Source organism: Vibrio sp. 99K-1 (assembly GCF_013114585.1).
GTDB classification, from domain to species: domain Bacteria; phylum Pseudomonadota; class Gammaproteobacteria; order Enterobacterales; family Vibrionaceae; genus Vibrio; species Vibrio chagasii_B.
The window spans coordinates 1-13,192 of the sequence record NZ_VTXF01000037.1; the positions used below are offsets into that span (position 1 = coordinate 1).

Below are 13,192 nucleotides of genomic sequence, written 5' to 3' on the forward strand. Positions count from 1 at the left end.
ATCATTTTGATTCCGAAGAATCTGTTTTATCTAACGATAAAACGTTTTGATATTCATCAACGAGTGCCCACACAGATTGATAGGTTTAAATTGTTAAAGAGCTTAACTTCTTAAGCGTTCCTTTTAACAAGGAGCCTCTCGAAGTGGACGGCCATTCTAGCGAATTGGGATTCAGTGTCAAACACTTTTTCCTGCTAATTTTTTGAAGCATCTTAAATGCTTATTTGCCGTTTCGCTGCTTAGTTCAAACCGCTTGGTTATCCCTGACAACGGAGGCGCATTATAGAGATAATAATCTTGCGCACAAGGCCAAAAACGAAAAAAAGCCGCCACTAGCGACTGTTCGAATAGTATTTATACAAAGCGTTCGAAATAGGTATGATTTAGACTAAATTTAGCGAATCGTACCTATTGTTTCTGCCCCAATTACTGGTGAGCAATAATTCTGTCGTTATTAACTAATAGCTGTACTTTCTTATCTGGGTTGATTTTTCCAGCAAGTATCGCTTTCGCCAATGGGTTCTCTACACTCTGTTGAATCGCTCTTTTCAACGGTCGTGCACCATATACAGGGTCGAAGCCAACTTGAGAAATTAGCTTCAGCGCTTTTTCTGATACCTCAAGTTCATAACCATTATCTTCCATACGCTTTTTCAGGTGCTCAAGCTGAATAGAAGCAATAGATTGAATGTGCTCTTGCCCTAATGGGTGGAACACAACGCTTTCATCCACTCGGTTCAAAAACTCAGGACGGAAATGTTTACCTACCACTTCCATCACCTCATTCTTTATTCCTTGGTAATCGAGCGTATTGAAGTTTTCTTGAATTCTCGAAGAGCCAAGGTTAGATGTCATGATCACGACCGTATTTCTGAAGTCGACTGTGCGGCCTTGTCCATCAGTCAAGCGTCCATCATCAAGAACCTGAAGTAAAATATTGAAAACATCTGGGTGTGCTTTCTCGATTTCATCTAACAAGATTACTGAATATGGTTTGCGGCGCACTGCTTCAGTTAAATAACCACCCTCTTCGTAACCGACATAGCCCGGAGGCGCGCCAACTAAACGAGCAACAGAGTGTTTCTCCATAAACTCAGACATGTCGATACGTACCATTGCATCGTCACTATCAAACATGAAGTTAGCAAGCGTTTTACAGAGCTCCGTTTTACCTACCCCTGTAGGGCCAAGGAATAGAAAAGAACCAATTGGCTTATTCGGATCAGATAAACCAGCACGGCTACGACGAATCGCATTCGAAACCACTTCTACTGCTTCGCCTTGGCCGATAACGCGCTTATGCAGAACACCCTCCATCTTTAGAAGCTTCTCTTTTTCTGCTTCTAACATCTTGGAAACCGGAATCCCCGTTTGCTTAGATAAGACATCTGCAATTTCTGCGTCAGTAACCTTATTGCGCAGTAAGGTCATCTCTTGCATTTCAGCTTGGGTAGCAAGGTCTAGTTGCTTCTCCAACTCTGGGATACGACCATATTGCAGTTCAGACATTCGATTTAGATCGCCAGCACGTCTTGCAAAGTCCATATCCATGCGAGCTTGTTCTAGCTCTGATTTGATATGTTGCGTGCCAGACAGTGCTGCTTTCTCAGCGTTCCACACTTCTTCAAGTTCAGCAAAGTCACGCTCTTTATCAGAAAGCTCCGCTTGTAAGGTGCGAAGACGCTTTTCACTTGCTTCATCGTTTTCATTAGTTAGCGCTTGCTGCTCGATCTTAAGCTGAATGATCTTACGCTCGAGTTTATCCAGAGATTCAGGTTTTGAATCGATCTGCATACGGATACTCGATGCGGCTTCATCAATCAGATCAATTGCCTTATCTGGCAGTTGACGATCAGAAACATATCGATGAGATAGTGTTGCTGCAGCCACGATCGCTGGGTCGGTAATTTCTACATGATGGTGAAGCTCATAACGCTCTTTCAAGCCACGAAGAATCGCCACCGTGTCTTCAACCGTTGGTTCATCGACCAGCACTTTTTGGAAACGGCGCTCTAACGCTGGGTCTTTCTCTATATATTGACGGTATTCATCAAGAGTCGTCGCGCCAACGCAATGAAGCTCACCACGAGCTAATGCTGGTTTCAGCATGTTACCCGCATCCATAGAGCCTTCACCTTTACCAGCGCCGACCATGGTATGAATTTCATCGATGAAAAGAATGATATTGCCCTCTTCTTTAGACAACTCATTGAGAACTGACTTCAAACGCTCTTCAAACTCACCACGGTATTTAGCACCAGCGACCAAAGCGCCCATGTCTAATGAAAGTACGCGTCGGCCTCTTAACCCTTCTGGCACTTCATTGTTAATAATGCGCTGAGCCAAACCTTCAACGATAGCTGTCTTACCAACACCAGGTTCACCGATAATGACTGGGTTGTTCTTAGTACGACGCTGAAGTACTTGGATGGTACGGCGGATTTCGTCATCTCGACCGATAACAGGGTCGAGCTTACCTTGCTCCGCTCTTTCAGTCAGATCGATGGTGAACTTCTCTAACGCTTGGCGTCGGTCTTCGGCATTTGGGTCATCAACTTTTTGACCGCCACGAACCTGCTCGATAGCTTGAGATAATTTTTGCTCAGTAAGACCTAGCTCTTTAAGCAGGTTACCTAAAGGACCTTTATCTTCAATTGCGGCAAGTAGGAAGACTTCCGAAGAAATGTATGTGTCTTGGCGCTTTTGTGCGACCTTGTCACATAGATTGAACAGAGTACCCATTGTATTCGAAAGCTGAACATCACCACCGATACCACTTACTTTCGGTACACGGTCTAATATTTCGCTTAACTTTGAACGCAACTGAACCACATCAATATTCAACATGGTAAGCAATGGACGAATCGCACTACCATCTTGATTTAATAGCGACACCATTAGGTGTACAGGCTCTATATATTGGTGATCACGACCTAATGCGAGCGACTGAGCATCAGATATCGCAATTTGAAATTTACTAGTGAATCGATCGAGACGCATGCCAACCTTCCTACTCTTAGATATGTTTATCTTATGGTTAGAAGATGGATACGGTAACGCGGATTTTCAAGGGATAGGAATGAAGAATAGAGTTTATATAAAAATATAATTGCGCTGGATAAAAGCGGACACTTACTAAACGTTACTCTAGCCAAATAAAGGTAGCCTGACGGCCAGTAACGCCATCTCGACGATAAGAATAGAAAGCATCAGAATCGGCAAAAGTACAAAGGTTCGAATCCGTTACTTGCGAAACTCCAACTTTAGCAAGTCGCTGTGTTGCAAGTTGAGACATGTTCGCTAACCATTTGCCCGGTTCAGTTTTCGCTTTGAATACAAGCTTCGCTTGAGGATCAAAACTAACGAAAGCTTCTAACACATCATCACCAACCTCAAAGGCCTGTTTGCCAATAGCAGGGCCAAGCCAAGCGATAATCTGGTTATCGGAGCCGAGATTAGAAAACTTTGCGACTGCATTTTCAAGAATACCACCAGCAAGACCACGCCATCCGGCATGAACCGCAGCAACTTGAGTACCTTTGGTATCCGTGAGGATCACTGGCAAACAATCTGCAGTCATCGCTGAACACACAACCCCAGTCGCTGGAGTAAATGCGCCATCCGCGTCGAGAACATTGGTTGTTGGCTCTAAAACCGTAACCACATCTGTAGAATGTGTTTGGTTTAGCCATACCGGTGCAGTTGGCATGTTAGCGTGTTGCGTAAGCCATATGCGGTTACGTTCAACCAATGAAGCATCATCCCCAACATGCATACCAAGGTTTAGCCCATGATATGCATCAGCAGAAAAACCACCAACACGCGTCGAAGCAAAAGCCTTCACGTTACTTGGTGCGTTCCAGTTGGGGATGATCATCGACATAATTAAATGTCTTCTTCTAGGTTATCGCGAGCATCAACACGCAATGCTTCAGCCATTACAACCATGTCATTTGGCACAGGTGCGTGGAACTCAACTTCTTCGCCCGTGATTGGGTGAACAAATTTAAGCATAACCGCGTGTAGTGCTTGGCGATCAAAAGCACGAATCATCTTCGTTAGTTCTTCTGATGCGCCTTTTGGAATACGAGCACGACCGCCGTATGCAATATCACCTAACAGTGGATGCTGAAGGTAAGACATGTGTACACGGATTTGGTGAGTACGACCCGTTTCTAGGCGTAGACGAATACGTGTATGTTCACGGAAGTGCTCAGCAACACGGTAGTGAGTTACCGCTGGCTTACCCGTTTCATTCACAGCCATCAAAGTACGCTTGGTTGCGTGGCGGCTAATGCCTTTTTCTACCATGCCACCAGCGGTCATTTTGCCGATTGCAATCGCTTCATATTCACGAGTAATACGACGCTTAGCCAATGCACGAACAAGGCGAGTCTGTGCTGGTACTGTTTTAGCAACAACCATAAGACCTGTTGTGTCTTTATCGAGACGGTGAACAATACCTGCACGAGGTACTTCAGCGATTTGTGGGTAGTGGTGCAGCAACGCGTTTAGCACGGTTCCATCCGGCGTACCTGCTCCTGGGTGAACAACAAAATCACGTGGCTTGTTGATCACCAGTAGATGTTCATCTTCAAAGACAATGTCTAGAGGAATGTCTTGTGCTTCCCAGCGCTCTTCATCTTCAAGTTCAGCTTGTAAGATGATCTCTTCTCCGCCCATAACCTTAACGCGTGGCTTGGTAATAACTTCGCCATCCACTTGGACTTTGCCGTCAAGAAGCCACTCTTTAATACGAGAGCGAGAAAAATCGGTAAATAGTTCAGCGACAGCTTGGTCTAAACGTTGACCTAACTGGCTGCTTTTTACTGTGTCTGTTAATGTGATCTGCTGAGCCATATCGAACTTTTTTAAAAACCGTGAGACTAATACCCATTAGTATGGATAAAATAGAATAATTGCATCATTGTATCTGTTACTGGTTAGAAAGTAACGGAAGCTTACGAAATATTTAATTCAAGGAATCGACGCCTGACATGAAACACCTTACTTTAGCGGGTCTATTAGCCGTATCACTCTTGGCTGGTTGTTCAAGTACCGAAGAGATAGTGCCAGATGTACCGCCATCGGTTCTCTACTCTGAGGCGCAAGAATCGCTGCAAAGTGGTAGCTGGCTTTCTGCCATTGAAAAGCTAGAAGCCCTAGACTCTCGTTACCCTTTCGGCGCCTATTCTGAACAAGTACAGCTAGACCTGATTTACGCTTACTACAAAAATGATGACCTAGCGCTTGGCCTAGCGACCATTTCACGTTTCTTGCGTTTAAACCCAACTCACGAAAAACAAGACTGGGTTCTTTACATGCGCGGCCTAACGCACATGGCACAAGACAGAAACTTTATGCACGATATTTTTAATATCGACCGTAGCGACCGAGATCCTGAGCCAGTAAAACTCGCTTTTGCTGATTTCAAACGACTACTAGAGCGCTTCCCAGCAAGCCCTTACGCAGAAGATGCACAAAAACGCATGTTCGCACTTAAAAACCGTTTGGCGGATTACGACCTAGCAACGGCAGATTTCTATCTACGTCGTGAAGCTTGGATCGCTGCAATCAATAGAACGCAAGAACTGCAAAAGACTTACCCAGATACTATCGCTGCGCGTAAGTCTCTAAAAATTCAGCTAGAGGCTTACAAACAGCTTGGCCTTGAGGACGCGATCCAAAGAACAGAAGCCTTGATTGAGCTGAACCCACTACCTTAGCCAACCATTCTGTTCCTGACTAAAAAAGCGCGCTAATTTACTAGCGCGCTTTTTTAAACCCATACCACGAACTTGATGAATCGAACAATACACGGTATCTTCAATAAATAACTTTTAACAAAACATCAACATGGAGTGTGGATGTGAGTAGGTTGTTATTATTTATTGGGATCGTGCTATTTAGCCAATTTTCCCACGCGTTAGAACTCTCGCCATTAAGCAATAAGCCTTACATGGGGGATCTCGATGTACTCAAAACCAAAGGAACGGTGAGAGTGCTTGTCTCTGCTGACCTCGGCTTTTACTACATAGAAGATGGCAAGCCCAAAGGCATCGTTGCCGAGATGCTTTACCATTTTGAAAAAAGCCTTCGTAAGAAACACCCTTACCTGAACGTTCAAATTATTCCTGTGCAGCGAGATGACCTGCTCCCTTCTTTACAGTCAGGCTATGGCGATGTTGCTGTTGCAAACCTGACCGTCACCGATAAGCGATTAAAGGTGATCGACTTTTCAGACCCTATGATTAAAGACGGTAAAGAGCTCATTATCACAGGCAAGAATTCAGAAGCGATCACCGAGATCAAGCAACTCAGTGGTAAGGAAGTATGGATTAGGGCAAGTTCTAGCTACTTCGAAAGCGTGCAAAGGGTCAATAAAGAACTCAACGAGCTAGGTTTACCGCCGCTGCATGTCCACTTCATCGAAGAGTCACTGCAAGACTATGAACTGATCGAACTCGTTAACCAAGGCTATATACAAGGTACGATTCTGGACAGTCACAAAGCGAAACTCTGGATCGATGTGATGGAAAACATCCAAGTTCATCACGACTTACCTTTACGCGAAAATGGTCAAATAGCATGGGCATTAAGAAAAGACAGCCCTCAACTAAAGAAAGAGATAAACAAATACGTTAAGACCGCTCGAACAGGCACCCTGCTTGGGAACGTGATCTATAAGAAATACATAGATAATACTCGTTGGTTAGGTCGCGCGCTCAACCCGAACAAAGTTGACCGCGTTGCTAAACTGGCGGATGTTTTTGAAAAGTATTCGAGTAAGTATGAATTCGATCCTTTGATGATGTCTGCACAAGGCTTCCAAGAATCTGGACTTGATCAAAGCAGAGTCTCCCACCGAGGTGCCATCGGAGTGATGCAGGTTCTCCCTAGCACTGCGAGAGACAAAAACGTCAACATCAAGAATATCCATATAGTCGATAACAACATTCATGCTGGCGTGAAGTACATGCGTTTTATTAAGGACAGATACTTTGACGACCCAGCCATTACGCCAGACAACCAGATTTACTTTACCTTGGCGTCCTATAACGCAGGCCCGGCTAAGATCAGAAAGATGAGAAACCTTGCGAAGAAAAAAGGCTACAACCCAAACGTTTGGTTCAAGAACGTAGAGATAATTACACGTAAATACGTCAGTAAAGAACCCGTCACCTATGTCGCCAACATCAACCGCTATTTCGTTATCTATAAACAGTTAGAAGCCATCAATACAATTAGAGAGAACGGCACAGCTAGATTACTGCAAACCAACGATTAATTGGTCATAACCTGAAAAACGACAGGAAAGACTAAAAACACAAAAGCCGCATAAGCAAAGTTATGCGGCTTTTGTTTATCGAATTCTGAAGAAGCTAACCTGATGCTTCATATCGTGTGCTCTATGTCACAAAGTACAATTGGATAAATATCCATCAAGCACTTTCTATAAGCTGTAAGACGCCCCTAAAAACTGATTTAATTTTTAGCGAAGCCTTGCCTCCAAGTTATCGTTTTTCATAAGGATAACAAGCATTTTTCGCCAAAAAGATATCAAGACTTGCGTAAGATCACATTTGATTTTAATGCTCATTCCACCCCATCAAAATAAGATCTAGATCACATTCTAAATTCCCAAAAGTCGTAATCTGAAGTTAACCCATGAGGGATACAACAGAGGAAAACTTCTATGAAAATGAACATCACTGGTAAAAACATCGACATTACCTCTGCAATCCGTGATCACATAGAAAGCAAATTTAAAAAGCTGGATAAATGGCAAGTAGACATCATTGGTTGCCAAGCGAGCTTTAGTGAAGAACCAAACAAGAAGAAGAAATTTGAAGCGGTACTAACCGTACCAAAAGGGCAACTTGTAGCTTCATCAATCCATGACGACCTCTACGTTGCTATCAACGAAGTAGAACAAAAACTAGAGCGTCAACTCAACAAGCTACGCCATAAACCAGAAGCGCGCCGCGCTGAAAAGCCTGAAATCGAAGAGCTAGAAGCTGAAGTAGAATAAGGAAAGATAACAGATTAAAAAATAGCGCCTCAGGGCGCTATTTTTTTGCTTGACGCTCGTAGCTCGCTTGCTTATTGTGTTTAAACATTCATAAAACAATCACTTTTTATGCAAACTCAATCTTTGTTTATTTTTGACTTCTTTTTTCTTCCGTAAATCGGAGGCTAAGTCGTTTTAGAAAAACAAGTCAAAAACGAACAAGAAGCCTCCCACACTAGGGAGGCTTTTTTATAAGGACACATTTATGACTGACCGCTCAATTTCACTGGATGATATCCGCCTTCGTCTCAATGATTTAGATGACGAACTACTGAAGCTACTTTCAGAACGTCGCAAGCTAAGCATCGAAGTTGCTAAAAGCAAGGTAGAAACATCAAAGCCAGTTCGTGACGCAGTAAGAGAACAACAACTGTTGGTTAAACTGATTAACAACGGTAAAGACAAATACGAATTAGATGCTCAGTACATTACCAAGCTGTTCCACACCATCATTGAAGATTCAGTCCTACTGCAACAGTCATACCTACAAAACCTTGCGAACCCGCAAAGCCGTAAACCATTGGCTCGCGTTGCATTCTTAGGCTCTAAAGGGTCCTACTCCCATCTTGCGAGCCGTGAGTATTTCAGCCGTAAGAATATGGAATTGATTGAGTTAAACTGTAATCACTTCAAAGAAGTAGCGTCGACGGTAGAATCGGGACATGCGGATTACGGTGTATTGCCAATTGAAAACACCAGTTCAGGTTCGATTAACGAAGTGTACGACCTACTTCAGCACACCACGCTTTATATCGTTGGTGAGCTATCTCAACCGATTGAACACTGCCTAGTCGCGAAAAGTGATATCCGTTTAGAAGACATCAAAACACTTTACTCGCATCCACAACCACACCAGCAGTGCAGTGAGTTCTTGAGCCGCCTGAAAGATGTAACTCTTGAATCATGTGCTAGCACAGCCGACGCAATGAAAAAGGTCAAAGAACTGGATGGTGATGATGTTGCTGCAATTGGTAATGCATCGAGCGGCAAGCTTTACGGACTTCAGCCTATCCAAGGCAACATTGCGAACCAGACAGAAAACCACACACGTTTCATCGTAGTAGCTCGTAAACCTGTTGAAGTCTCGACTCAGATCCCTGCGAAGACGACACTGATTATGTCAACTTCACAAGAAGCAGGTTCATTGGTAGAGACGCTACTGATTCTGCAGCGCTTAGGTATCAACATGACTAAGCTAGAGTCTCGTCCGATTATGGGTAACCCTTGGGAAGAGATGTTCTATGTAGACTTAGAAGCACACCTAGATTCGGATAGTATGCAGCAAGCGATCACAGAGTTGACGGCCATTACTCGCCACTTAAAAGTCCTTGGTTGCTACCCAAGTGAAAACATCAAAGCGACTCAAGTTAAGTTGTCATAAGTTAGAATAAGTAACCGCTTTTTACTAATAGAAGTATTTGGCCTATAGTAGGCCAAATACTTAAGCCCCCAATTTTTACAATACTCTTAGAGCCCCTAGGCCCTCCCTATCTACTACTGCTTTATGCCTTCCTAATAGAAAACTCATTAGTAGCCTTTTTATCAATAAAGACAAAACCTTACCGCCTTCACAGGAAAGCACCGTACAACGTGTAATTAATAGCGAGCTCACCGCAAGTGACATAAACTTACGCGCTCAAATTTATAAACCATGTTGTGAATAGCCATGAAGCTAAGTACGAAAATATTACTTCTGATTGCCCCCGTAATACTGATCAGTACTGCGGCTTCCAGCTATATCATTTACTCGACTCAAAAAAACAGTTTCATCAAACGCGAAGATAATGCTCTGCAATTGAGTATGGAAAAGCTCGCCGGACACTTTCGTCAATCGCGATCTTTTTTGAACAGCTATTCTTATGCGCTGACTAAAAGTGACATGATTAAACGCTTCTTCTTGGCCGAAGAGAACCCTAGCCAAGAGCTCGCACTCATCGATGATCTACACGAGACGATAAAGTTATTACAAGATGGCGACGATAGCTTTACTGGCCTTGCTCTTCTCGACGGCGATGGTACCGTGAGCTACTACGCCGAAAATAGCCGTGACCCCTTTGCAGAGATGGACCCGAAGGTCTTAGAGTTTGTTGATCGTCAGTATCAAGAAAAACACGTAACCTCACGTACTGACTACATCCAAAACTCGCAGGGCGAAGGGATGCTTGTTCACTATGAAGTACTTGATAAAAAGAGCGTTTCGGCCCCGATAAGCGAACAGATCAATGATGTATTTTTTCTAGTCGTTTCGGTCTCTCTCGATAAGTTTAATTCACTGCGAAAACAGATAGAGTTTGACTACCAAACCAGTCTTTTCTTTACCGATGAACCGATAACTCTTGGGCATGGTTTAACTCAGTCTGTGAAGCTGGGACCTGAACTTTACGCAACCCTCGACCCGGCTCAATTTTTGTTGGACAACAAGCTAAAATCAATCTGGAATGAGCTCAGCTTGTCGTTTGCTCTGTCTGCCTTTGTCAGTGTGGGCTTATTGCTCATGCTTTTATCCCGCTGTGTGATTAATCCAATCACGCGCTTGGATAAGCAGCTGCAACAGGTCGAAAAAAAGCAAAGAAAGAACATTGAGCGCTTAGGTACTAATGATGAATTAGGCCGCTTGTCACAACGTTTTTATGACATGTACCAAGAGCTCGATAATACCTACCAACAGACCAAAGTGTTGGCAGAAAATGACCAGCTAACGCAAATCCCCAATCGACTTCAATTTCAGTCGTTTGTGCAACAATCTCTGCCAGCCCCTGACTCGAAAACCAATACCTGGGTACTCTATCTCGATTTAGACAACTTTAAGTTTGTGAACGACAAATACGGACACCAGATTGGGGATTCAATACTGGTTTCTTTTGCAGAGCGCATCACTGCTTTATGTGACTTTTTTCAACAAAGCGACAGCGCTAACTGCATGCCTGCACGCTTGTCGGGCGATGAATTCGTTGTCTACATCAATGCCCCCACGAACGCCGATAATATTGCGCATCAGTTTTCAGAAAAATTACTGACCCCGCTACAAAAAGGCTTTATCACCGACTCAGGAAGCTTTCCGATTACCGTGAGCATTGGGATCGCGACCTACCCAAGTGATGGGCATACCATAGAGAAACTACTCTCAAACGCTGATACTGCGATGTATCAGGCAAAACATGCTGGCAAGAATCAGTTCGCGGATTACTCGTTAGATTTGGATAAAACTATTCAGCGTCAAGCCAATATTGAGCGTGCCCTCAGAGATAAAAACTTCGATGAAGAGTTTAAACTCGTTTATATGCCTTACATGGATGCCGCAGGGAACCACGTGATTGGGGTTGAGGTTCTATTGCGTTGGGAGTCCGAACAACTTGGTACGGTTGCACCCAATGAATTTATTCCTATTGCCGAGCAAACAGGGCTATTTGAGCTTGTCGACCGCTGGGTTATCGAGAATGCCTTCGCTTCTTTCCATCAGCTTCAGGGTCAATTTGATCACTCGATTCAGCTGTCCATCAACCTATCTTCCGCAGGGATAGAGACTACGCACCTAGCGGATTTCATTGAACAACACGCAAAGATTAATGGCATTCCACCAAGCTTAATTGATTTTGAGATCACCGAGACCTTCTATTCAAATTCACACGGTTTCCCGCTACTCAACGAACTCGCTCGAATGGGCTACCGATTAGCTATCGATGATTTTGGTTCGGGCTACACATCCATCACTCAATTGGTTGAGTACCCAACGCAAAAAATTAAATTAGACAAAGGTTTTTTAGAAGCCTTGATCGAAACAGATAATCAGAACATAGTTAAACCCGTGATCGGACTGTGTCACGCGCAAGGTAAAACCGTGACTGCTGAAGGTATCGAAACCAAAGAGATGCACCAATGGCTACAAGACGCGCATTGCGACATGCTGCAAGGCTTCTACTTTGGCAAGCCAATGCCTCTCAATGAACTAAGCGACTGGTATCACGAACACCAACAGCGATTTAAGCACCAGCAGAACGATTAACACGCACCAACTGAATCAACCGACTAGAAGAATCGAACACATGAAATCTGTCATCATCGCCTCGCTAAATCCCGCTAAGATCAATGCTGTCAAAAGTGCTTTTGTCTCTGCGTTTCCCAACACCGAGTTTGAGTTCACGGGGGCAAGTGTGCCAAGTAGTGTTGCCGATCAGCCGATGAGTAATGATGAAACCTATCAAGGTGCGGTGAACCGTGTACACAATGCGACACAACAGCAACCTAATGCGGATTTCTATGTTGGGTTAGAAGCGGGAATCGAAGGCGGGGTTACCTTTGCTTGGATGGTGATTGAATCAAATGGCCAACGTGGAGAATCTCGCTCGGCAAGCCTGATGTTGCCACCAGCCGTTCTTGAGAAGCTAGAACACGCTAACGAACTCGGGGATGTGATGGATGAAGTATTTGGTACTGACAATATCAAACAAAAAGGTGGAGCGATTGGTTTACTGACACATAACCAGCTTTCACGTAGCTCGGTCTATCACCAAGCGTTAATCTTAGCGCTGATCCCATTTGTGAACCCTGAGCATTTCTCGGCTTAACCAATGAATGCTTCTCAAGCTTTCTAGCAGCTCGATTGCAAGCTCTAGAAACTAAAAAACGCTAACCCTCAGTTAGCGTTTTTTTTCAATTCGCACTCTCGCTATTCAGTGATAGCTTAAGCCATCATTACTTGAGCAGCAGATCGGCAATAATCGCTTTCTCTTGTTCTGATTTTGCCTTGAGCTCATTCGAGCCTCTGGTGATGGTTGCCACACCGACTCCCAGCATTTGGCTTACTTGTCTTTGAGACATTTCACCTTTCATTAGCTCACAAAAAATATTAATTCGAGCAACCAGAGCATCTCGCTCATCGGGCGTCATCATCATGGTCAACAACAGTTCATGCTGATCTTTCTCAACCGCTGTCTTAACTAAATCCATGAGTTGTTGCCAGTTATCATATTCAGGTTGTGATGCCATATCTCTACACTTACTTTTAAATTCAGACTTTAAAGAGTCGCTTATCGATTGAAAGCGTCTACCACTTTATACCGAAATACTGGATGTGATCCAATGTAAAAAGGCAGTAAGCGGAAATGGTTCGCACTCACTGCC

At 43.9% G+C, this 13,192-nt stretch carries 10 protein-coding genes and 1 other annotated feature; of the genes, 6 read left to right on the plus strand and 4 right to left on the minus strand.

Going from position 1 to position 13,192, the window contains the following annotated elements:
* Positions 1–426: 426 nt before the first annotated feature.
* The 3 genes from clpB to rluD all read right to left on the minus strand — a co-directional run bounded on the left by clpB (position 427) and on the right by rluD (position 4,860).
* Positions 427–3,000 carry an ATP-dependent chaperone ClpB gene (clpB, locus tag F0228_RS22725; protein WP_171731846.1) on the minus strand — a complete coding sequence of 858 codons (2,574 nt, stop codon included), beginning with the start codon at positions 2,998–3,000 and terminating at the stop codon, positions 427–429.
* A 142-nt stretch (positions 3,001–3,142) separates the two neighbouring features.
* Positions 3,143–3,883: a peptidoglycan editing factor PgeF gene (gene pgeF, locus F0228_RS22730; protein ID WP_171731847.1), complete on the minus strand. Its 741-nt coding sequence runs from the start codon at positions 3,881–3,883 to the stop codon at positions 3,143–3,145.
* A gap of 2 nt (positions 3,884–3,885) precedes the next feature.
* Positions 3,886–4,860 (minus strand): 23S rRNA pseudouridine(1911/1915/1917) synthase RluD, encoded by a 975-nt coding sequence (gene rluD, locus F0228_RS22735; RefSeq protein WP_004739484.1) that lies wholly within the window; start codon positions 4,858–4,860, stop codon positions 3,886–3,888.
* 137 nt (positions 4,861–4,997) lie between these two features.
* Here rluD and F0228_RS22740 point away from each other — a divergent pair, with 137 nt between their 5' ends.
* The 6 genes from F0228_RS22740 to yjjX all read left to right on the plus strand — a co-directional run bounded on the left by F0228_RS22740 (position 4,998) and on the right by yjjX (position 12,636).
* A complete protein-coding gene (locus tag F0228_RS22740) occupies positions 4,998–5,726 on the plus strand; it encodes an outer membrane protein assembly factor BamD (RefSeq protein WP_008221648.1) in 729 nt (242 codons plus the stop codon).
* Between the two features lie 137 nt (positions 5,727–5,863).
* Positions 5,864–7,288 carry a lytic transglycosylase F gene (locus F0228_RS22745; RefSeq protein ID WP_345775990.1) on the plus strand — a complete coding sequence of 475 codons (1,425 nt, stop codon included), beginning with the start codon at positions 5,864–5,866 and terminating at the stop codon, positions 7,286–7,288.
* A gap of 408 nt (positions 7,289–7,696) precedes the next feature.
* Complete coding sequence (gene raiA / locus F0228_RS22750; protein ID WP_004735034.1) at positions 7,697–8,032, plus strand: ribosome-associated translation inhibitor RaiA; 336 nt, start codon at positions 7,697–7,699, stop codon at positions 8,030–8,032.
* Between the two features lie 110 nt (positions 8,033–8,142).
* Positions 8,143–8,264, plus strand: a sequence feature (Phe leader region).
* 12 nt (positions 8,265–8,276) lie between these two features.
* Positions 8,277–9,452: a prephenate dehydratase gene (gene pheA, locus F0228_RS22755; protein WP_061033321.1), complete on the plus strand. Its 1,176-nt coding sequence runs from the start codon at positions 8,277–8,279 to the stop codon at positions 9,450–9,452.
* A gap of 285 nt (positions 9,453–9,737) precedes the next feature.
* On the plus strand, positions 9,738–12,074 hold the full coding sequence (locus tag F0228_RS22760; protein WP_116870045.1) for an EAL domain-containing protein: 2,337 nt from the start codon (positions 9,738–9,740) through the stop codon (positions 12,072–12,074).
* Positions 12,075–12,114: 40 nt separating this feature from the next.
* Entirely contained in the window at positions 12,115–12,636 is a 522-nt protein-coding gene (yjjX, locus tag F0228_RS22765) for an inosine/xanthosine triphosphatase (protein WP_171762827.1), read from the plus strand.
* A 127-nt stretch (positions 12,637–12,763) separates the two neighbouring features.
* Here the strand turns inward: yjjX and trpR are convergent, their stop codons facing one another.
* Positions 12,764–13,057, minus strand: a complete 294-nt coding sequence (gene trpR / locus F0228_RS22770; protein ID WP_008221633.1) for a trp operon repressor — start codon at positions 13,055–13,057, stop codon at positions 12,764–12,766.
* Positions 13,058–13,192: the final 135 nt, after the last annotated feature.

What these genes read in the sequence shown, in the direction of transcription:
- clpB (WP_171731846.1), bottom strand. Translation starts at nt 3,000, where the DNA reads ATGCGTCTCGATCGATTCACTAGTAAATTTCAAATTGCGATATCTGAT.
- pgeF (WP_171731847.1), bottom strand. Translation starts at nt 3,883, where the DNA reads ATGTCGATGATCATCCCCAACTGGAACGCACCAAGTAACGTGAAGGCT.
- rluD (WP_004739484.1), bottom strand. Translation starts at nt 4,860, where the DNA reads ATGGCTCAGCAGATCACATTAACAGACACAGTAAAAAGCAGCCAGTTA.
- F0228_RS22740 (WP_008221648.1), top strand. Translation starts at nt 4,998, where the DNA reads ATGAAACACCTTACTTTAGCGGGTCTATTAGCCGTATCACTCTTGGCT.
- raiA (WP_004735034.1), top strand. Translation starts at nt 7,697, where the DNA reads ATGAAAATGAACATCACTGGTAAAAACATCGACATTACCTCTGCAATC.
- pheA (WP_061033321.1), top strand. Translation starts at nt 8,277, where the DNA reads ATGACTGACCGCTCAATTTCACTGGATGATATCCGCCTTCGTCTCAAT.
- F0228_RS22760 (WP_116870045.1), top strand. Translation starts at nt 9,738, where the DNA reads ATGAAGCTAAGTACGAAAATATTACTTCTGATTGCCCCCGTAATACTG.
- yjjX (WP_171762827.1), top strand. Translation starts at nt 12,115, where the DNA reads ATGAAATCTGTCATCATCGCCTCGCTAAATCCCGCTAAGATCAATGCT.
- trpR (WP_008221633.1), bottom strand. Translation starts at nt 13,057, where the DNA reads ATGGCATCACAACCTGAATATGATAACTGGCAACAACTCATGGATTTA.